Annotated in this window: 20 protein-coding genes; 8 read left to right on the top strand and 12 right to left on the bottom strand. The window is 54.7% G+C overall.

Annotated features, from left to right (window positions below; genetic code table 11):
- Nucleotides 1-10 precede the first annotated feature (10 nt).
- From A2273_04420 to A2273_04365, 12 genes are all read right to left on the bottom strand, one after another.
- Nucleotides 11-793 carry a hypothetical protein gene (locus tag A2273_04420; GenBank protein OGF07716.1) on the bottom strand — a complete coding sequence of 261 codons (783 nt, stop codon included), beginning with the start codon at nt 791-793 and terminating at the stop codon, nt 11-13.
- Between the two features lie 15 nt (nt 794-808).
- Nucleotides 809-4,459, bottom strand: coding sequence for a hypothetical protein (locus A2273_04415; protein ID OGF07715.1), 3,651 nt, complete (start codon nt 4,457-4,459; stop codon nt 809-811).
- A gap of 192 nt (nt 4,460-4,651) precedes the next feature.
- Entirely contained in the window at nt 4,652-5,083 is a 432-nt protein-coding gene (locus tag A2273_04410; GenBank protein ID OGF07714.1) for a hypothetical protein, read from the bottom strand.
- A gap of 87 nt (nt 5,084-5,170) precedes the next feature.
- The gene (locus A2273_04405; protein OGF07713.1) at nt 5,171-5,383 is read right to left on the bottom strand and encodes a hypothetical protein; all 213 of its coding nucleotides are present in this window, start codon (nt 5,381-5,383) and stop codon (nt 5,171-5,173) included.
- A 15-nt stretch (nt 5,384-5,398) separates the two neighbouring features.
- Entirely contained in the window at nt 5,399-5,986 is a 588-nt protein-coding gene (locus A2273_04400) for a hypothetical protein (protein ID OGF07712.1), read from the bottom strand.
- 57 nt (nt 5,987-6,043) lie between these two features.
- Nucleotides 6,044-6,529, bottom strand: a complete 486-nt coding sequence (locus A2273_04395) for a hypothetical protein (protein OGF07711.1) — start codon at nt 6,527-6,529, stop codon at nt 6,044-6,046.
- A gap of 14 nt (nt 6,530-6,543) precedes the next feature.
- Nucleotides 6,544-6,951: a hypothetical protein gene (locus A2273_04390; GenBank protein ID OGF07710.1), complete on the bottom strand. Its 408-nt coding sequence runs from the start codon at nt 6,949-6,951 to the stop codon at nt 6,544-6,546.
- A gap of 99 nt (nt 6,952-7,050) precedes the next feature.
- Nucleotides 7,051-8,859, bottom strand: a complete 1,809-nt coding sequence (locus A2273_04385) for a hypothetical protein (GenBank protein OGF07709.1) — start codon at nt 8,857-8,859, stop codon at nt 7,051-7,053.
- Between the two features lie 19 nt (nt 8,860-8,878).
- On the bottom strand, nt 8,879-9,724 hold the full coding sequence (locus tag A2273_04380; protein OGF07708.1) for a hypothetical protein: 846 nt from the start codon (nt 9,722-9,724) through the stop codon (nt 8,879-8,881).
- A 5-nt stretch (nt 9,725-9,729) separates the two neighbouring features.
- The gene (locus A2273_04375; protein ID OGF07707.1) at nt 9,730-10,797 is read right to left on the bottom strand and encodes a hypothetical protein; all 1,068 of its coding nucleotides are present in this window, start codon (nt 10,795-10,797) and stop codon (nt 9,730-9,732) included.
- 173 nt (nt 10,798-10,970) lie between these two features.
- Nucleotides 10,971-11,318: an ArsC family transcriptional regulator gene (locus A2273_04370; protein OGF07706.1), complete on the bottom strand. Its 348-nt coding sequence runs from the start codon at nt 11,316-11,318 to the stop codon at nt 10,971-10,973.
- Between the two features lie 186 nt (nt 11,319-11,504).
- Complete coding sequence (locus A2273_04365; GenBank protein OGF08025.1) at nt 11,505-12,050, bottom strand: hypothetical protein; 546 nt, start codon at nt 12,048-12,050, stop codon at nt 11,505-11,507.
- Nucleotides 12,051-12,292: 242 nt separating this feature from the next.
- Here A2273_04365 and A2273_04360 point away from each other — a divergent pair, with 242 nt between their 5' ends.
- The 8 genes from A2273_04360 to A2273_04325 all read left to right on the top strand — a co-directional run bounded on the left by A2273_04360 (nt 12,293) and on the right by A2273_04325 (nt 21,565).
- Nucleotides 12,293-12,784: a peptide-methionine (R)-S-oxide reductase gene (locus A2273_04360; GenBank protein OGF07705.1), complete on the top strand. Its 492-nt coding sequence runs from the start codon at nt 12,293-12,295 to the stop codon at nt 12,782-12,784.
- Nucleotides 12,785-13,089: 305 nt separating this feature from the next.
- Nucleotides 13,090-14,220 carry a hypothetical protein gene (locus tag A2273_04355; protein OGF07704.1) on the top strand — a complete coding sequence of 377 codons (1,131 nt, stop codon included), beginning with the start codon at nt 13,090-13,092 and terminating at the stop codon, nt 14,218-14,220.
- Nucleotides 14,220-15,908: a hypothetical protein gene (locus A2273_04350; GenBank protein OGF07703.1), complete on the top strand. Its 1,689-nt coding sequence runs from the start codon at nt 14,220-14,222 to the stop codon at nt 15,906-15,908. The genes A2273_04355 and A2273_04350 overlap by 1 nt, the downstream gene beginning before the upstream one ends.
- On the top strand, nt 15,898-16,764 hold the full coding sequence (locus tag A2273_04345; protein ID OGF07702.1) for a hypothetical protein: 867 nt from the start codon (nt 15,898-15,900) through the stop codon (nt 16,762-16,764). Before A2273_04350 ends, A2273_04345 begins: the two co-directional genes overlap by 11 nt.
- 32 nt (nt 16,765-16,796) lie before the next feature.
- Nucleotides 16,797-17,567 carry a hypothetical protein gene (locus A2273_04340; protein ID OGF07701.1) on the top strand — a complete coding sequence of 257 codons (771 nt, stop codon included), beginning with the start codon at nt 16,797-16,799 and terminating at the stop codon, nt 17,565-17,567.
- Nucleotides 17,568-17,583: 16 nt separating this feature from the next.
- Nucleotides 17,584-18,903 (top strand): hypothetical protein, encoded by a 1,320-nt coding sequence (locus A2273_04335; GenBank protein OGF07700.1) that lies wholly within the window; start codon nt 17,584-17,586, stop codon nt 18,901-18,903.
- 17 nt (nt 18,904-18,920) lie between these two features.
- Nucleotides 18,921-20,351: a hypothetical protein gene (locus A2273_04330; GenBank protein ID OGF07699.1), complete on the top strand. Its 1,431-nt coding sequence runs from the start codon at nt 18,921-18,923 to the stop codon at nt 20,349-20,351.
- Nucleotides 20,348-21,565: a hypothetical protein gene (locus tag A2273_04325; GenBank protein OGF07698.1), complete on the top strand. Its 1,218-nt coding sequence runs from the start codon at nt 20,348-20,350 to the stop codon at nt 21,563-21,565. The genes A2273_04330 and A2273_04325 overlap by 4 nt, the downstream gene beginning before the upstream one ends.
- Nucleotides 21,566-21,672: the final 107 nt, after the last annotated feature.

The raw sequence follows: 21,672 nt of genomic DNA, 5'->3' as shown, positions 1-21,672 counted from the left end.
GATGGCTTTATTACGGATTGGGCCATCCCGGCGGGGCGGGGATGGTCTGGGCGCCCGGCTCCGGGGCCGGCTCGTCATCCCCGCCGCCGGCGATGATTATGACTGCAGTGGTGGCCACCACCGCCGCCGCACTCCCCATCGATCCTATCTTGATGGCCGCTCCGGCCCACATGGTCATGAACGCCAGCTTGGCCGCCGTCATCACCACCGGGTTGTGGGCCGAGTCCCCCTTGGCCACCGTGATCATCATCTTGTCCTTCACCAGCACCTCGCCCCCGGAGTCGCCCTGGATGGCCACCTCACCCTTCAGCACGTTCAGCTCGGTGGAATCCCCCTCCACGAACACCCCGAACACCGTCCCCCGGATCCCGGCCACCGCCGTCGGCGTCGACACCGTGAACTTGGAGCTCTTGCCGGCCAGTTTCTTGATCGACCCCAGGAGCTTGCCCTGGTAGACCTTCAGGGCGGTCCGGGCGGCCCGGTCCTTTTTGTCCCGCTCCATCAGCTCGATCTCCATCAGGCTGTTGTCCCTAAGCTTGAGGATGCTGCCGTCGTTCAGGATGATCTCGGTCTCGGCCAGTTCCTGGCATCTGACCTTGTCGCCGGTGTAAAGGGACATCTTGATAAAAGCCGGCCTCCAGGCTTCGGTGGCCACCCGTTGAATGTTGACCGGGCCCTTTAAAAAATTTATCCTGGCTTCGGTGGGCCGGTACTCCCCCTGGGATAATTTCAGCGGCCACAGGACGAACAGGGCCGAAAGTATTGCGATGTATGAATAATATCTTTTTTTCATCCAGCCGTTTTCCTTCTATTTGATCTTAAGTATCTTCTGGGTCAAGGCCTTCCCATCGGAGGCCAGGCGGACGAAATAGACCCCGGAGGAGATGCTGCTGCCGGCGTCGTCCCGGCCATCCCACCCGGCCGAATAGTAGCCCGGGCTCATATCCTGGTCCACCAGGGTCCGGACCCGCTGTCCGGAGATGTTGTAGATGGTGATGCTCACCGGCCCGGCCCGGGGGATCTGGTAGGATAGGTTCATTTGATTCCGGAAGGGGTTGGGGGCCGCCCGGTTCATCAGCAGATGCAGCGGCTTGATATTCAGCTGGGAAAGTTTACGATCCGTAAAGATGACGGAGTACTGCACGGTGCCGCTGAAACCCACCGGCTGGCCGGGGACGATCTCCAGGCCGATGCCGGCCGAGCGGTCCGCCAGGTAAAGTTTATGGCCCGACGGAAGCGCCCCGCTTAATTTGAACGACAAGGCACCCTCTTTATCGGAGGTCTGGGCCGTCAGCGGCCATTCGATATGATCGGCCGGCGGGCGGAAGTCGTACTGGTACTGCCGGCAGGGCCCGCGGTCCCAGTCATCATGGGGAATATAGATCTTGACCTGGTTGCTTACCAAGGGCGGCTTCTCGGAGTCCAGCCGGTCGTAGCCCTCCCTGGCCTGGGATGACACCCCCAGCCGGAGGCCCCCATCGGAGGCCCGGCCGCTGGCGGCGCTAACCTCCAACTGCCAGTCAATCCGGTAGTCGTTATGGGCCGTCTTCGGCAGGCCTCCCTTGGTGGCCAGGGTTTGAATGTAAAGCGAGCATCCGGTCGCGGCATACAGGGCATAGCCCTTCCAGGGGTTCATCCGGGCGGCGGTGTCGGCCGGAGACAAACTGTCCCAGGCGCCGTTGTTGACAAGGTCCGGGGTATTGTCGGTGTAATGCCACATCCGGGGGCTGACCAGGTCCCAAGAAGAAGGATCGCTGTATGGCCTCCAGATGGTATCAACCACCTGGAGGGAGGCCACCGCCACCGGGGCGTTGAAAGGCGTTCCGATCAGGTTCCAGCCGGGAAACATCGGGATCTTCGCCGAGGCAAAGGAATCGTGGACCGCCCCAGCCACGTCCAGGGAGGCGCTGTTGACCGATGCCAGCCAGTAGCCCCGCCCGTTGGTTATAAAAGGCCTTTCGATGAAAGAATCCACTTCGGTCTTATATCCTATCAGGCGCCAGCCGGTGGATCCGTAGGCCCCCAGATCGTCGCCCAGCATCCCAAGGGCCGAGCTGTCGGTTGCCAGCAGCGGGACCGAGAACAGGCGGTAGGCCCCGCCCTGCCAGGCGGTGCTCAGGGTGATGCTGGGCTTGGTGGCAAAAGACCAGGGATTGGGCACCGGGCCGGCGGCCAGAAGATTCCCCGAGCTGTCAGCCAGCGAGTCCACCGTGATGGTGTAGACCGTCCCGGGCAATAAATTATTATGGATCAGCATCAGGTAATCCCGGCTGAAGCCCCAGTAAAGGTTCCAGCCGCCGGGGTCGGGGGTGCAGTGAAACCTTAACGATAGAGTATCCACCGGCTCGGAAAAGTTTATATAGATCTGGTTACCCAGGGACACCAGGCTGTCGCCCTGGGCGGGGGTGGTGGAGATGATCTGCGGCCGGGTGGTGTCGGCGGCGGTGAGGGCCACGAATACCGAAGCCTCGGAGACATTGAATATCGTCTCCAGGTTGTAGGCCGAATCGTAGGCCGCCGCCTCGAAATAATAGCGGTGGCCCGGGACCGCCCCGGAGAAGACCACCAAAGTATCGGGATGATAATCTATCACCGTGTACCAACTGCCGCTGGTGTCCACCCGGTAGTTCAGCCGGTAGGAGGCGATGCCCGACAACGCGTCCATCCCCCCGGTCCAGCTGACCGGAAAGCTGGTGCTGTAGGCCGTGTCGCCGGGGAACGGCTTGACCATGGTGTTGAGGGGCGGGTCCAGGTCGCGCCTGACGCCCACCGCGGCCGGGTTGTTGTAACCGGAGTTGCCAGAGCTGTCGGCCAGCCAGATATACAGCTGATAGTCGCCGTTGAGGGTGTCCACCGGAAGATAGAAGGTGTCGGCCATTCCTCCGGAGGAGTACATGGAATCGTGGTGGTCTAATTCGAAGCCCGGAGGGGAGCCCAGCTTGAAGAAGGCCTTGGTGATGCCGGGCTCGGGGTTGTCCCAGCTTAGCTGGGCGGTGGTGTAGACGGAGCTCAGCCAGAAGCCGGGGTTTGTCCCGTAGATCAGGGGGGTCAGCGGGGCGGCCGGGGGAATGCTGTCCACCGGAAGGACATAGCTGAAATCGACATAGACGCTGTCCTGCCAGAGATAATCGACGTTGATCGGATTGCCGGCGCTGTCCCGGGCCACCACCATCAGGTGGTACATGGTGGAGTCGCTGCTCAGCATCAGGAGCGCCGAGGTGTCCGGCGGGAAATAAGTGTTCATGGATGGTTCGGTGGAGTCGGGCTGAAAGTAGACATCGTAGGCCACAATGCCGGAGCCTCCGGGATCGGCCCCCGGGCTCCAGAACACCGTCAGGGTGTCGGTGTTGATGATGTCCGGGGTGTTGTAGATGACGGCCCCGGCGGGAGCCAGCGTATCGTAGCCCATTACCGCCACCGCCCCGGGCCCGCCCAGCCCGGTGAGCGACACATAGATATCCCCGCTGGCCGGATCGGCGAACACCCCGGCCGGGTTGATGACCGGCAGGTTGATGGTCTTGACAAGGTAGTCCCCGACGGGATCCCACACCCTTAGCATGGAATTGTTCTGGTCGGTAAAGCATACCTGCCTGCTGGCCTGGTTGTAGTAGACGGCGGTGATCGAATCCCCCAGTGAAAAAGAACTGGCCACATTCATGCTGTCTATCACCCAGATGTTGATGTCCCCCGGACAGGCCACGTAGGTTTTCTTGTACTCCGGGCAGTAGGCCAGGGCCGAGGGTCCTGCCCCCACGCTGACCGTGGTGATCAGGCTGTTGGTGGCGGCATTGATGATCCCCACCTGGTTGCGGCCCGGCAGGGTGACATACAGCTTCTGCATCTCGGGGCTGCCCACCATCTCGCTGTACGAGGTGACGCCGCCCAAAACTATGGTATCGTTTATGCCGTCTCCGGCCCCGTCGATAACCCCGATCAGGCTGTCAAAGCCGTGGGCCACGTAGGTCTGGGTCCCGGGGTAGGAGTACAGCCGGCCCTCGAATCCGGTGAAATAATTCAGCTGGGAATAGGTGCTGCCGTTGTAGATATACAGCCCGTAGGCCGAGGAGTTGGCGTAGAGCTTGTTGACCGCGCTGTTGTATGCCAGATTCACCGGGCCCATCCCCGGCGTCAGGTATGTTTCCACCGTGTCAGCATCGGCATCGAGGATGTAGACATAGCCCACTCCGGTGGCCACGAACATTTTTCTGCTCAACGCATTGTAGGTCATCTGCCCGGGGCTGTAGCCCAGGGTGCAGGGCTGGTAGGAATAGTTTCTTATGATCCCGATGGTGGACTCCCCGGTGTTGGAGACATACACCTTGCCGCTGTCGCTGTTATAGGCGAAATTTTTCGGCCCGATACCGGTGGTCAGCGCGCTCTTCTGGTAGTACTGTGCCTGGGCCAGGCCGGAAATAAGAATGACCCCAAACAGCAGTAAAATAGCTTTGGACGTTTTCATATCAATTACCTCCCAAGGTTTATTTTTTCCTTCACAGATCCAGAGGGGACACTTAATCAAACAGCAAAAATTGTTCCATTTATCATAATAAGATAAAACGTTATGATATAAAAGATTAATATTCGTTTTACATCAGCACCGTTACAAATTTATTTAATACTTTTGGGGCCTCTGTTATACATTTAGGCAACCTCAATCCCGCTCCACCTCATAATCCGGCTCATCCTGATCGTATGACACATCGCCCTCCGGTATATCTTGATGATCTTCTCTCACCCGAGCTTCTGGGGCTTTTTTCCCTTTTACCACCTCCGCATCTCCGAAAGAATTGCGCACCGCAGACAGATCCAATGTATCCTTTTTCTGGCCAGCCTTCTTTTTGCTCTGTTGCAGCAATGAATGCGGATTAAGCGAGACCCCGCTCTGGGAGAGTCTCTGGTCCAGCCCGGAAGCGAAAGCCTCCCCGCTCTCGTCCAGCGCCCGGAGCAGCTCCTGCATTTGCTCGGGCGACAGATTTACCCCCAGCTTCTTCAGGGTTTCCGGCATGTCCGACAGCAGCTTCTGCCGCAGGGAATTGTCCCCGAAGGCCTTTTCGATTATTTTTAAGACCGGATTATCCGTCATAGCATAAAATATGTTTTAAAGGACCAGAACCCGAAAAACAAGATCTGCGCAGATCTGTCCCATCTGTGTAATCTGCGTTCCGGAGCCTTACCCGATATCGTCCAGGTCCACCGGCTCGTCCTTGGGATGGCACACCCCGCAATATACCGAGTCCGATACCGCCAGGCCCTTCAGTTTGTCCTGCTTGTCGCGGTACATGGTCAGGACGATGGGCAGGGTCTTGGCGTGTTCCTTGCAGACCGAGCGCCCGCAGAAACTGCAGACCGCATTGGCCGGCCGTTCGCAATGCCAGCATTCCATTTATTTTATCTCCTTTTATGATTTTCGTTCGGGATTTTCATCGTCTGCGGCCCAATATCTGGGATTTTCTATGATATATTTTCTGATCTCATTATAAGATCTTTCATTGCGGATGATATGTTCAAAATAATTTCGTTGCCATATTTTACGCCCTGGCGTGCTATTTGCCAGATTAATTGCCTTTGTCGTTTGATATTTATAAAATGCCAATACCTGTCCTAATGTATGTTTTGCCGAATCCCGTAGGGGCGAGGTCACCTCGCCCATTACTAAATTATTATCACCGTCCCCTAGGGGCGAGGTGACCTCGCCCCTACCCCGCGGAACAACATCGTTGGCAATGATAATTATAAAATGAACGTGATTGGGCATTATGACAAAGGAATCCAAGACCAACCCGCAATAATGTTCCGGCAATCTTTCCCAGAACGAATGTACCATCGATCCCCATTCGTTCAATTGCATCCGGCCGTTTTTTATTTGCCCGAAAATACATTTGCGATCCTGGGCGCAGATTGTCACATAATACGCCCCCTCCTGGCCATAATCGTATTCCGGAAGGCGGATGGATCGCCGGTGATATTTTTTACCGTTGGCCGACACGGGTTTTTATGAATTAGAAACCTGTGTTTTTATTTTAGGTTAAATACTGGTTAAACTTCACTCCCTGCCGTAACTCTCCGCGATCTTTCTGATCAGTTCGGAGGTGGACCTCCCCGGCGTCAGCTCGATGGGTATCACCTGCCCGCCGTTCTTCAGCACCGCCTCGGCGCCTACTATCTGCTCGATCGAATAATCGGCCCCTTTCACCAGGATGTCCGGCAGGATGGCCTCGATCAGCTCGGCCGGGGTGTCCTCATCGAAATAGACGATATGATCCACGCAGGCCAGGGCCGCCAGCACCGTTGCCCGGTCCTCTTGGCTCACCAGAGGACGCTGGGGCCCTTTGATGGCGTGCACCGAGGCATCGGAATTCAGACCGATGATAAGCATGTCCCCCAGCTGCCTGGCCTTCTGCAGATACTCCACATGCCCCCGGTGCAGCAGGTCGAACACCCCGTTGGTGAAGACCACTTTCTTATGTTCCTTTTTGACCCTTTGGCGGATGGCCGACAATTCCGGCAGGGTAATGATCTTCTGGTCCATGATATCCTTGCTTATTATTTGCTGTAGACGAAAGTGACAGGGATGTCCTTGGACCCCTCGCTGGAGTAAATGGTGAGCAGGCCGCTGTACGTGCCCTTGGCCAGATAGGCCACCACCGCTCCGTTCAGCCTGGCGGTCACATACTGGAACTCGCCGGTCAGGTATCCGCTGTCGGGAAACAGCTCCACCCAGTCCGGCTTGCTGGATACATGCCAGGCCAGCGAACCGTAGCCCCCCAGATACCTCAGGGCAAAACTTATCTCCTGGGAGGGTTCGGTAAAATATATGTTGGCGATGCTGGCATAGATCACCGAAGCATTCTCCGGCCTGACCGGCTTGCTGTTGGTGCATCCCCAGAGGCCGACCAGGATCAGGGCCAGACCTATAAACAACCGCCGGCGCTTTATCGGGTAAATGTTCATTCCCCTCAGACTCAAGGCGCTAAGATTAACAATCATCCTGATATCATAGCAAAACCGCCTGGATAATTCCACTTAAATAATTAGCCCGCCCGGTTTTCATCAGCTGCTGCGCTGTATGAAATCGTCGGTCAGTTTCTCCAGCATCTCCAGCGGGATGCTGCCCTGTTGCAGCACCATCCGGTGGAATTCCTTGATGTCGAATTTGCCTCCCAGTTTGGCTTTGGTCCTCTCCCGCAGTTCGACGATCTTCAGCTCGCCCACCTTGTAGGAGCAGGCCTGGCCCGGCCAGACGCTGTAGCGCCCCAGTTCGCCGTAACCGGCCCAGCCCAGGTTGTCCTTCATGTATCCGGCGGCCTGCTCCAGGGTCCATCTTTTCTGGTGGATGCCGGTATCCAGCACCAGCCGCACCGCCCGGAAAAGTTCGGAGTTGAGGTAGCCCAGGCGGGAATAGGCGTCGGGCAGCCAGCCCTGCTCCTTGGCCAGCCGCTCGGAATACAGCGCCCAGCCCTCGCCGAAGCCCGGAATGAAGAACAGGGCCTTGAATATCCGGTTGTCCGGCATCTCCTGCTGCAAAGCGATCTGGAAATGATGACCGGGGATGGCCTCGTGGTAGGCCAGGGTGGCCATATTGGGCTTCAAGGGCAGCCAGCCCTGATTGACATAGAAAGTGCCCTGGCGCCGGCCGTCCAGTGAGCCGGGCTCGTAATAGGTGGCGCCGGAGGCCTCCTTGAACTGCGGCACCGGCTGGGCGGAGACCTTTGTCCTGGGTATCAGGGCGAACAATGCCGGCAGCCTTTCCCAGGTGTCATCGATGATGGCCTGGTAATCCTTGATCACCTGTCTTTTGCCGTTGGGGGTGGCGGGATAGGTGAATTTATCCCGGTTCTCCGGTGAATTGAGGGTTTGCCGGTATTGGTTCAAGCGATCGCTGAAGTTCCGGGCCGCCGGAATGCCCAGCGAGTCCAGCAGGATATTGACCTCGGCCTGGATCCGGGCCACCTCCTTTAACCCCAGTTGGTGGATCTGGTCCGGGGACAGTTTGGTGCTGGTGTGTTTGCGCAGGCAGTATCGGTAATATTTATCGCCGTCCGGTAATTTCCACGCTCCCGGGTTCTGCCCGGCCTTGGCCCCCAATTCCTGCAGCTGCGAGAGGTATCGCCGGTAAGCGGGGTAGATGCTTTCGGTCACTGTCTTTTTGGCCTTATCCAGCATCTGGGTCCTCTCGGCCCCGGGGATGTCGTTCAAAGGTCCAATGCGGTTGCTCAGGGAGGTGTAGTAAAGATTGCTGTCCGGCGGCGCGGCGACGAATTCTGACATCATCTGCCCGATATGCTGGAATATGCCGGTCGTGGGATGGATGCCTTTCTTGAACTGCAATTGCATCCGGGCGGCCGATTGGTCCAGCCTCTTTTCGATCTTTTCCAGGCGGGCCAGATAATCCAGGGCATCCTGGCGGTTGGAGATATTGTGGTATTCGGTCATCACGGTGACCAGGGTGGCGTGGACCCCCTGCATGGGGGTGACCACGTAATTGTGATAGCGGTATTTGTAGCCGTCCAGGATCCGGTCCAGCTGCCAGGCCAGCAGTTCGGCGTCCATCCTCTGGGAAGGGGTGAGCTTTTTAAGGTCGTAACTTTTAAGCCACTGGCGGTATTTCCGGTTCATGGCATAGGCCCTCTCCAGGACCTCCTCGGAGTCGTCGTCCAGTTTGTCGTTGTTGACCGGATAGCCCATCGCCGGTGTCAGCCCCAGCGAGCTGGCGGTCTCCGGAGACAGCTCCATGTTCTCCCGGAAATATCCCTTAAAGAGATCTTCGATATCGGCCGGGGCCCTGTCGTTCGGCTTGGCCCAGGCCGCATTGGAGACCATCAGCAAAAGTGAGGCAAAAAATAAGATCTGATTGTTCATTGCCGTCTTCCTTTCACTATCATTGATACACTATGAATTTTATACCGTTCTTTCCGCTGCCCTTGACCGTATACATCAGGTTGTCGGCTTGTTTGATCATCTCATCAACATTATCGGGCAGTTTTTTAAACAGCACCAGCCCCATGCTGAAGCTTACCGGCCATTTCCTAGTTTTAACCTCCGCCATGAAATGTTCCCTCATCCTTTCCATGACAGCCAGAACCGAATCCTCGGTGGCCATCGGCAGCAGCACCCCAAACTCATCGCCGCCCAGCCTGGCTACCAGATCGCCATCCCGCAAATTCTTTTTGATTATCTCCGCCACCAGTTTTAGCAGTTGATCGCCCACGCTGTGCCCAAAGGTGTCATTGATGCCCTTGAAATTATCCAGATCGATATAGGCCAGGGCTATCCTGGTCCCGTCCCTCTTGGCCTGCTCAATGGCCCTTTCGGCCGCCTCGGAGAAACAGCGGCTGTTGGCGGCATCGGTCAGGAAGTCGTTGCGGGCCAGGTGCCGCTCGGACCCCAGGGTCCGGCGAAGGGCCGAGAGTGCGTAGGCCATTACCAGAAAGGCGGTCAGCCGGGCGGCCGTGTTCCACAATGGCATCATTGGGTGACTGTAATTGCTTACGCCGGTGATGTCGGCGATAAGCCACACCGCCGCTCCGGTCAGGGCCACTGCCAGCCCCCAGCCCAGTCCTATGAACCAGGCGGCCAGAGCCACCGGAAACCAGTCGAAGGCGGAGAAGGCCCACAGAGGGCCGGTCCAGTGATCTACCAGCCCCAATAGAACCACCATTAAAAAACTGGCAACGATCACCCAGGGCTTGGGCAGCCCGTCTATTATGTTAAAAAGCCTCTTCATCCGGCCTATCTGCCATCGAGGTTCACCAAGCGGTACTTCCGGCTGCCCATCCCCAGTTTCTCAGCGTATTCTATCTGGATGTTGCCGCTCCGGCCGCTCTCCTTGAGGAAGGCGTCCTGGCAATTGTGGGCCTTATTCACCAGGTCCAGGCTGGCCTGCTCGATGGCCACCAGGTCGGTGGAGGACAGGATCCCGATATCCCCGGTGAACGGCTTTCGGGCTCTCCCCGAACAGTCGCAGTCCGGCGAGAGGTTGGCCAGCACATTGATGTAGACGAAATGGTTGCTGTCGGCCAGCACCTTGGCGTATTCCACCAATCTTTTATTGAAGAGTTCGGAGCTTATCCGGTCCTTGCTGGCCTCAAAAGCCTCCACCGGACAGTCTTTGAGACACTGGCCGCATCCGATGCACTTTCTGGTGTCTATCTTGAGGGGATTGATGGAGATGGCCCCGGCCGGACACTGCTTGACGCAGGCCCCGCAGCGAATGCACTTGGAGGTATCATAATCGGGCACGTAGTCGGCGTGCATGGCCCGCTTGCCCATCCGGGAGGCCAGCCCCATGGCCACGTTCTTGATGGCCCCCCCGAACCCGGCCAGTCCGTGCCCCTTGAAATGGCTGAAGATGATGAAGGTGCTGTAACGGTCCATGTGGCTGCCGGCCAGCACCCGGGTGTAGCAGGCGGTGCTGCAGGCATAGGCCTTTTCGCCCTCGGAGTCCAGGATGTCTATCGGCGCAAAGCCGAAGCCATGGGCCTTGGCCAGTTTAAGATGCGATTCTGTTTTCTGGCGCGGTCCGGAATACAGCACGTTGGTCTCCACATAAGTGGCCTTTAAAAGTTCCACCAAGGGTTTTGACAGTTCGGGCTTGAGGTAATTTTTATTACCCTCCTCTCCGAAATGCACCTTGACCGCCACCTTGCCCTTCACCTGGTCCTTGATCATCCGGTAGACCTTGAGCACTCCCTGGCCGGAAAGGTCCTTGGTGAAGTAGACCGGCGAAGTCTTTTGGGCCAGGGCAATCTGCCCAGTCAGCAAGGCTATGGTGGCAATAAAAATAAGGTTCTTTTTCATGAAAATCGCATTATTCATTAGAAACTATTTCAAACCGTTTATCAATATATACCCTTTTTTATGGCAAGTCAAGAATTAAATAGGCCTTGGTTATTCGTTATTTTTATGGTTTGAAACCAGATTAGATAAATTGAAAAAGCCCCGTTAAAACGGGGCTGAATTTTTCTTTCAGGCTATGTTCCGGCCTCCAGCCAATTTTGCCAAACCTCCGGCTGATAACCGACCGTGGCCTTGGGCCCGCAGCGGACGATGGGGGTTCTGAACAGTCCGGGATTTTCCAGCAGGACCTGTTCTATATCGTATTTCTGATATTTGAGATTCTGTCTTTGGTATTCCTTTCCCTCGGCATCCAGCAGGTTCTCCAGACCCACCGCATTCTTGACGCTGTTCAGCTCCCCCCGGCTGAGAGCCTTCTGGTTGAGGTCGATGAACTGAAACTTTAGCCGGCGCTCCTTGAAGAATCTCTGGGCGGCCCGGGTGTCCCGGCATTTGACGGTCCCGAATATCTGAATAACTGGCATAGGTTATATTTTATTCTTATTTGGTTTTAAAAATTATTATTTCGACTGGTAAATAGCGCAATGTGTCATTCCCGCACTTCACTACATTCAGTGTAAACTCCGGCGGGAATCCAGGCCTGGATGCCATTCGGAATTTATCCCGCACTTGATGCGGGAATGGCATGACAACCGGTAGTATTAACCTATTCAATTGCCGGAGTAATTGGTATCACCAACCGCCGTTTTCTCCACCCGGTATCTGATGATGGTCTGGTATTTTCCCGGATCTCCCGGACCGAACATTCCCGGCCCTTTCAAATATTCCTCCTCGTGCAGGCCGGTTATGTAATAGCCGTTGTCATGGACGTATTTTTTTAACTTTTCGACGGTCGGGGTTTCCTTTGAATAAGGGCCGATATGCAGGATCTCGGCCACCATGCCGTATTCCCATTCGGCCAGAGATATTTTGAATCCCGGCTCGATGCTGATATCGGGCAGTTTATCCGTGGGCTCCGGGACCGGCAGGGCATATTGCCCTATCCATTCGTCCAGGCTGGTGCCCAGGTCCTGGGGCCAGCGGGCCCGGGGGGTCTGTATTTTGCCGCCTTTTACCGTTTTAAAATAAACCTTGAAAAGCAGGGCAAAGGCCTTGGCTCCCACGATATTGGGATCCCCCCTGGTCTCCACCACCAGCATCTTCTGGCTGGGCTTTGGGGAGATCTGCGGTTCCTTTAAATATTGGTATTTTGCCAGGTCCGGGCCCTTCATGCTCAAAAAGAAGAGCACAGCCATGACGATGATCGCAACAACTCCCACCGCAAGCCCCGTTAAAAGGATTTTCTTTAACACGACTTACTCCTTTTTGATGATTTGCACATCATGATACCACCGGATAAAGCAATATTCAATGATATTTTCACCAGCCTCTTGATTTATTTTAAAAATGTGTTACATTAGTGTACGTCGTCAACAATAATTTTTATCAGGTTTCTTAAATGAAACACACCAAAGCCGGGGATTCGGAACTTAAAAAGCGTTTGACTTCCCTGCAATACCAGGTGACCCGGAAGAGCGCCACCGAGCCGCCCTTTGCCAACAAATACTGGGACGAGAAGCGTGACGGCATTTATGTTGACATCACCACCGGCCAGCCCCTGTTCAGTTCCAAGGACAAGTTCGATTCCGACTGCGGCTGGCCCAGCTTCACCAGGCCCCTGGAGACAAGACTGGTGGTGGAAAAGAAGGACACCAGTTTCGGCCGGATAAGGACCGAAGTGCGCAGCCAGGCCGGAGACTCCCACCTGGGCCATGTCTTCGATGACGGCCCGCAACCGACAGGCCTGCGTTACTGCATTAACTCGGCTTCGCTGAGATTCATCCCGGTGGAGGACCTGGAGAAGGAAGGGTACGGGGAGTATAAAAAATTATTTGGGGGGGGGAACCTTCCCTTATGGGGAAGAGCCTGCACTGAGCAAACAGTATATTGAAACATGCGAAAGTGGGTAGGCCTGCACTGAGCAACGTCGAAGTGGGTTAGGTCAGAAGCCGTGGCATTACGCCACGGCTTTTAGTTTGACTTCTTTAGATTATTGTAATAAAATAATAAATTAGATGTAATATACTATTTTCTGCTTGTTAACTAATTATTTTACATTGGTTCCCTTGCAACTGCTGGTACTTGTGCACATAATATTTTTCAAATCTTTTTTTACCAGTTTTATATTACGTCATTGACATTAATGCATTCCTCGCTACTGAATGACTTTCATACCCAATCTTGCCAAGGAGAAAAATGCAATCTGAATACTCCATCATTAAAGTTGACGGCAGACAGGCCCAAGGACACTTTATAAAAGTCCCCTGGCACATCTATGATGGTGACCCAAACTGGGTTCCGCCCCTGGTGAGCGATATGCGTAAGTTCTTCGACGTAAAGAACAACCCTTTTTTTAGGGAGAATTCAATTGACTGGTTCATCGCCCTTCGCGGCGGCAAACCTGCGGGAAGAGTCGCGGCCATTAAGAACAATGAACATAACCGGTTCCATGGGGGCAGTACGGGGTTCTTCGGTTTTTTTGAGGCAGAGGACGATGCGAAGGTATTCGATATTCTTCTGCGCGCCGCGGAGCAGAGTCTTGTCGTGCGCGGATGCACGTCCATTACCGGTCCAGTAAATCCCGACATGCATTACACAACCGGCTGCCTTGTGGACGGGTTCGATACGCCGCCGTTTTTCATGATGACCTATAATCCATCTTGGTACGGGCGTCGGTTTGAAGATGCAGGATTCGTTAAACAGAAAGATTTCTATTCTTATTTTATTGATAAAGATAAATTTAAATGGAACTCGAAGCACGACGACATCTCTGCCAGGATTGAAAAGCGATACCAGGTGACAATTCGTACTGCACGTGCCGACAGGTTTGAACATGAATTGAAAATCATCCACGAGCTATATAACGATGCCATGACAGGCCACTGGGGTTTTACACCTGCGACATGGGAGGAGTTCCGATATATGGCCTACGATATGAAAAACATAATTAGACCCGACCTTGTTCTTATCGTTGAATACAAGGGCGAACCGGCTGGTTTTCTCCTCGCACTGCCGAATTTCAACGAGATATTCATTAAGATCCGGAGTGGGAGGTTATTTCCATTTGGTATTTTCACATTTCTCTCGGGACAGAAAAATATACGGACCGCGCGTGTTATTACCGCGGGGATAAGCCGAAAATACGCCCACCTCGGCTTCGGCAGTCTCCTTTACTCACGCATCTCAAGAAACATAGTTGCGGCAGGCATGCCCGCTGCCGAGATGTCGTGGGTAGTGGAAGACAACTTAACCATGAATAGAGCGGCACGTCAGCTCGGTGGTTATATCAGTAAGACCTACCGCGTATACGGAAAGAAGATCTGTTGATGGACTCACAAATGAAAATCCCCCGGGTGCTTTTCGTTTCCCCGTATATCCCAAACCCCAAAGCACGGCCCGAAGATGACACTATGGATTTTTTCTATTATCGGAACACGCTTGGACAGGGAATATTCTCTCTGCGCCAGATGCAGAGCTGGTACCCTCTCCACTTTCTCGCGCAGAACCTGCCCGTCAATTCTGTTGTTTTAGAGAACCCGACGTGGAAACGTTTCACTGATGAAGTAAGGCGGGGCGCCTACGATATCGTCGCCTTGACGTTCACTGTACTCTCGGCGAAAAAGGTCCTCGAAATGGTCACGTGGCTGCGGGCCGAAACACCCTGCGTACAAATCATACTTGGGGGGTACGGTACCGCTATATTCTGTGAAGACACGCACGAGGTCCATGAGTTCGCAAAACTGGCCGATGGTATCTGTCGTGGTGAGGGCCTTACGTTTATGCGGAACTACCTTGAACAAAACTGGGGTATTGCCACAAAAAAGGGCCCCCTGCGGCAGGATTTTATACCCACGAAGATCGGTCTTTTCAGGAGCGGCATCGCACTCGAACGGCAGATCTGTTTCCTTTCGGCACTCGGCTGTAGGAACGGGTGCGCGTTCTGTGCCACATCATCACAATACGGGCATGAGAAAATCACCATGGTGTCTGCCCGTGAACTTTATCAGCTTATTAAAGAGAAAGCCGTTCGTCATAAAAACGTACGGAGTTCGATAATTTACGACGAGGATTTTCTCGCCGATAGAGAAAGAGTACTCGAGTTTGCAGGATATATGAGCAGTGACAGCGAACTCGCCACCCGGCCGCTGCTTCTAACGGTATTCACTTCTATACGGTCCCTGTCGCGTTTTACAACTAAAGAACTTATCCAATGCGGAATAGGACTTGTTTTTATCGGCATAGAATCATTCAACCGCGCAACTCTTGACAGGGATACACCCGGAAAACGTGACGGCCGTGACCCCGCCGAACTCGTCACAGAACTCCACCGGGCGGGAATTTCCACGCTTTGTTCGATCGTGGCGGGATGGGATGGACAGAACCGTAATCGGCTTGCCGAGGAGCTTGAGTGTTTTACTGCTCTCGACCCCACCGTCTGCCAGATTCTTCCCCTTCAGGCTCCGCCCGGGACACCTCTGTGGCACAGAATGAAAGAAGCAGGACGGCTTACAACCGAATTTCCCTACCAGGACAGCGGTGTAAGCAGGCCGGTGTTCCGGTATGCGGACATTTCGGAAGCGGATCTCCGAGCGTGCATTGGTACGGCGCACGAAAAGCTGGCCCAGATTGGCGGCCCGTCGCTCTTCAGGTTTTTTGAAAATTATCTTTCGGGATACCATACTCTGCGTTTCAGTACAGACCCGGTTCTGCATCTCAGGGCTACGTCGTGCAGAAAACTTGCGCGTCGCGTGTTTCCGCTCGCTTTTATCAGCGTTCTGTTTTTCTACGGCAGGGACTTCCGCCGCCGCTGGATGCGGTCGGCTTTGGGAATGGCTGCAGCCGATCCTCTGGGGGCGTACACGGGAGCGGCCATTGGTATCATCATATTTCCCGTTATGCTCGTCCACTGCGCCTGGAAGGACCTGCTGCACCGGGTCAGTCCCCACGGCGACCAACCCGACACAATAAGGCGTGAATATAGCCCCTTCACAGCTGGAGGAACTGATGGCGGCTGATTTATTGTTCCTCTGCAATGCCAAGGCGGGCGGCGGCCGGACCACCGACCAATGCGGATATTTTCTTCGCTCACATCCGGACATCGCAAGAAGGTCACGTGTGGCAGACGTCGGTTCCTCTGAGGAATCTATTAAGAAAATCGTTCGGATCGGTAGAGAGAAGGTAATAGTGGCGGCAGGCGGAGATGGAACGGCAAACATGGCAGCCAGCGCCCTGCTTTCAGTTGGCAGAACGGATATACCACTTGCGCTGCTTCCCATAGGCACAGGCAATGCCCTGGCGCACTCCATCGGGCTCACGTCCACAGATGCGACGGCGCAGGCATTACGAGGAGGTAAAACAAGAAAACTGGCGGTGGTCCGTACAGACCATCCGCAAAAAGACACCGCGCTCATCTCGGTAAGTGCGGGGTTTGAACCGTCTATTATTGACTCCCGCGAAAAGTGGCGGCATGGCGAAAGGTTACGATCAATGCACCGTCTTTCAAAGGCGGCAGTATCACTGACCGCCGGCATATCTCTTGCCGCAGATGGGGTAGTATTGTGCGCAGCGTCGGAAGCACTGTTCAGCGCGGGCCTCTATATGTGTCCTTCGCTTGCGTTTGGACGGCGCATTTTCCCGGAGCGAACACCAGGTGCGTTCGACACCTGGGCTGTTGTGTACAAAACTCCCTTGTCATATGCCAAAACACTCTTGACGGGCGGAGAATACGCCGCCGGGATTCGGCGGGTACAAGGATGGACGAGCGCTGTACTCGACACTACAGGGATGGTGCAGATTGACGGGGAATTGCTTCCCGGCGGAAAAGTGACCCTGCACCATTGTCCCGCAACTCTCACGGTGGTAGTCCCGTGACCGCACCGGGGAGGGCACACGTTCCACGGGCAGTGGTCGTGGTCGCCGGATGGACCGTCGGGATTATGTTTGTGGGGTTTGCGACCTTTGCAGTGCTTGTCGTTGTCTGCTGCGCCGTGGCGGTTCTTGCATGCAGGGAGTCCCTTGACATGTGGAATGTCCGCTGGGCAGGTCGGGGCCTGCCGTATGCGGGGTTGGCGGCAGCAAGCGTGGCATGTACCGTTTACGCCGCGCGGGAGAGCGGCATATATGCCGGATGGGCTGCGGTTATCGGGGCAGCATATGTTGCCGCCTGCATAGCAGTACGCCGAGATCATATTTTCGTGCTGGCTTGCCTGATGCCCATGGTGTTTATTCTTTCGCTAAGCACGATGCGCGCCCTGCCACAGGGCCGGGAACTGGTTATCATAACGATCGCCGCTGTATGGACCGGAGACATCTTCGCTTTCTTATGGGGCAGATACAGCGGAAGAAAGTTGTATATGCTGCCGAAGTGGGTCAACGAGCGTAAATCGCTCGATGCGGCAGCTATAGGCGCCATTGCTGCGGCTGGAATATTCATCGTTGCGGGGATTCTTTTTCTAAAAAATATTTCCGTCGGTGGTATATGCCTTTGTGCGGTGGCCACCGGAATTGCGGGCCAGGTGGGGGATGTTGCCGAATCAGCCGTTAAGCGTGCTGCAGGCGTCGTAGATTCCGGCAGACTTCTTGGCGGCCAGGGCGGCATGCTTGACGCGATAGACGGACTATCATTCGCCCTGCCGTTCGTGATCGCGGTGTTGTCCCTCATACACAAAATGTAAACGGAAGATATATTCAATGAAAATCCTTCTTGTTGCTCCAACAGCCCTTGACCGAAACGGCAAGCCAGTGCGCCAGCGGTGGCTGCACTTGCCGTGCCTTACCCTACCACTGCTTGCGGCGCTTACTCCTCCCGAGCACGAGGTGCGTCTTGTGTTCGAAACCATAGAAGACATACCGTACGACGAAAAATGGGATCTCGTCGGCTTGACCGGAATGGGATCGGGTATCGTACGCGCGTGGCAAATCGCTGACGAATTCAGAAAGCGCGGTGGGCGGGTGATTATCGGCGGCATTGCAGCCAGCCTAGGGCAGAAAGAATTAACCCTCGCTCATGCTGATTCACTGGTTATAGGCGAGGCCGATGCGGCTTGGCCTCGCATCGTGGACGATGCCGCGCAAAACGCGTTGTTGCCGGTGTATGTGAATGAGGCTCCGCCCGATCTCAACGATCTGCCCGTGCCTCGGTACGATCTTTTCAAAGGCCGCCACATAGGAACATGGATGCCGGTCCAGGCCACCCGAGGTTGTCCGTTCTCATGTACATTCTGTTCGGTCTCAGCTTTTTATTCTGGTAAATACCGGAAAAGACCCGTGGAAATGGTCATTCGCGATGTGCGTGCGGCGACCTGTACAGGGCGGCGCAGGATCGCTTTCATTGACGACAATATCGGCGCTGATCCGGTTTATTTTGAAGAGCTATGCACGGCTCTCGCCGGGGAGAATATTATCTGGATGAGTCAGTGCAGTCTGACAATCGCTGATCACCCACGCCTTCTCGCTCTGGCCCGCAAAAGCGGATGTAGAATACTATCTTTCGGCGTGGAATCTGTCAATGCTGAAAGCCTGAAAGAGATAGGAAAAGAACGCAACCATCCGGACAGGTATGCAAATGCCATAGACCTAATACGAAAAAACGGCATTGACGTGTCCACGGAAATGATTATAGGGTTCGACGGAGATGACGAAACTGTTTTCGAGCGAACCTACGATTTTATAATGAAAAACAGGATATCTGTCCCACGTATTCACATACTTACACCCGTACCGGGAACGGAAATCCGCTCGCGTCTCAAGAGCGAAGGACGGATCACGAGCGATGACTTTTCGTGCTACTCCGGCGGCCAGGTTGTTTTCCAGCCGCGTGCGTTCAGCGCTGCCCGCCTGCAGGCTGAATATTGGCGGCTTTACCAAAGGCTGTTCAGCCTGCCCGCGATATTCCACCGCACGGTCCACAACAACGCATCGCTTGATATATTCACAAGAATTTTCGTCATTGGGACGAACTTGCATTACCGGAGGCATATTAAAAAGAGAATCTGCCCCGGCATCGTTTAAGGAAAGGACATACGACAATGAAAATACTTCTGGTCCGGCCTCCGGTTCCGTCGCGCACTATAGGGCTGAAGCACATTATGCGGTGCGAACCGCTTGAGCTCGAGTATGTTGCGGCCGGGCTTAAGGGCCATGAAGTAATGATCTTCGATGGCATCATGGAGAAAGGCCTGGAAAAGCGGCTGCGTTCTTTCCGGCCTGCCGTGGTCGGCACGGGATCGTACATCAATGGCGTGGACGAGGTAAAACGGATCTGCCGTAGTGTGAAGGCATGGAATACCGCCTGCACGACGCTTGTCGGCGGCGTTCACGCTTCGCGGTGTCCCGGTGATTTCAGCGATCCCTCGATTGACTGCGTTGTCATGTGTGACGGCACATCTGTTGCGGGGGAGGTCGTACGTGCCCTAGAGGCTGGCCGGCCGCTCGATACGGTCGCGGGCCTGGCCTTGCCCGACGGGCGGAGCGGGATGAGACTGACCGCACCGCGGGAGTATATGCCGCACCCCGACACGCTGCCCCTGCCGCGGCGGGATCTGGTCGCGCACCTCCGGAACCGGTACTATTACGTCTTCCACCGGCCGCTAGCAATTATCAAGACCGCATGGGGGTGCCCGTACGAATGCGGGTTCTGTTTCAACCGGACGGTGACCGGGGGAAAGGTGTACCTCCGGTCCCCTGAATCAATTGTGGATGAACTGGCGCAGATTGAGGCCCCAGACGTTTATATAGTGGACGACCTGTTCCTGTTTGACAGGAAGCGCCTCGAAAGAATCGCCGATCTCATTGATAGACGCAGCATCCGTAAAAACTATCTCGTTTTCGGAAGGGCCGATTTCATAGCGGAAAACGAGGATATTGTAAGACGATGGGCGGGCATCGGGTTGACGGCAGTGCTGGTTGGGCTCGAAGCATCTACCGATAATGAACTTACTGCCTTGGAGAAACGAAGCACGGTTGATCAAAACCGGCAGGCCATAGCCGTGCTACAGCGGTGCAGGGTGGACACTTACGCTTCGTTTATCACACAACCCGATTACACTCCCGCTGACTGGGATCGCCTGCGGAAATTCATTGATGACAATGGACTATACTTTCTGAATATTTCGCCATTCACCCCGCTACCCGGCACTAGTGAATGGAAGAAATATGGCGCCCAAGCGGAGGTACACCGTCGCAACCATGCAGTTTGGGACCTGTCGCACGTTCTTTTACCCACGCGCATGCCGCTGAAGAAATACTACCGGGCCCTGCTTTGGACATACGCCAAGGCGATCCTGGACTTGCCGCGCGCTCAACGGATCATACATCGTCGCGCTCCGCCGGTCTGGTCTCCAAGTTATCTGCGGATCTGGGCCGGGGCGTGGCGCATCTTCTTCCAGATGCTTGCCGCGCACCACCATCACGGATTAATTTCCGCAGCAAAAGCTCCTGATATGCGGGTGGAAAAATGATCATGCCTAATACCTCTGCCATTGCGGATACCGGGAAAGCCGTCAGGACCAAAGTTGCGCGTTCCATTCATGACATTGATGCCAACGATTGGGATTCCATATTGTCCTGCGTCGACAGTTTCCATCGGCACAGCTTTCTCGCCTGTGTTGAGGATGCCCGCGTAGAAAACGGAACCTTCCGCTATGTCACGGTATACCGCGGGAATGTTATAATAGGCACTGCGGCACTGTCGTCGTTAATAGTCTCTCTTGATATATTCACCGGTGGTTTTTTGCGGCGCGCCATTACGGCTGTACAGAAAATATATCCGCAGTTTCTAAAGATTCGAGTGCTTTTTTGTGGCATACCCGTTTCGCTTGGTCAGAAAAACATCGTCGTTCGATCCCAGGATGATTCGGCCATTGTATTCGATGCCGTTGCAGGTTGCATGGAAAATATCGCCAAAGAAGATAAAACGGGATACCTTTGTTTCAAGGAGTTTTACAAAGGGGACAGTGGCCCTGACCGACTCGGAAACCACGGATATTTCCGTGCGCACAGTATACCGTATGTTATCCTCGATATTTCATGGAAGGGTTTCGATGCGTACCTGAACTCTTTCCGGCACGGGTACCGCCGGCAAATCAATGCGACCCTACGGAAATACGCCATCACGGATCCTTGGCAGGTCAGTGCTACCGCACGCGAAGGCATGCCGCTTCTGAAGATTGATAAGGCGTCGCTGTTTTCACCTTCGCTATTTCACGAATTGTACCTCCAGGTCATGAACAGGGCCCAAATGAAACTGGAAGTGCTCAACGGCGGGTTCTTCAATGAGCTTTTCCAAAGATGGGGTGATGCCCTGGATGTCATTTCTCTTGAAAAGAACGGTAGTGTTTTTGGAGCGGCGCTTGTGACCGAGCATGGCGGAGAGATGACCTTTCTGCTGATTGGTATGGACTATTCAATGCGTGACGATTATGACACCTATTTCATTCTTGTATATGCAATCGTGGGACATGCGATCCGAAAGGGATGCCGGCGGCTTAACTTGGGGCAGACCTCGTATCCTCTTAAACAACGTATAGGCGGTAAGGGAATACATGAATATCACTGGTTCCGCGTGCGGAATCCATTTGTGCACATGGCCCTGAATGCATTCCGGAGTCTGATATTCCCCAGGGTTGATCTGAAACCGCTCCAGGTTTTCAAGGATGCTACTGCCGGATTATAAATTAGCTTTCATCCGACCGGCAACCCTCTCGTAAGGTTTTTCGGTACTTCTATATTTCAAACATCTCCATTTTGTACCCAGCAATCATAAAGCCGTGGCATAACGCC

The sequence above is a fragment of the Candidatus Edwardsbacteria bacterium RifOxyA12_full_54_48 genome, assembly GCA_001777915.1.
Classification (GTDB): Bacteria; Edwardsbacteria; AC1; order AC1; family EtOH8; genus UBA2226.
The sequence above is the reverse complement of the archived record's forward strand: the minus strand, read 5'-3'. Positions and strand labels throughout refer to the sequence as shown.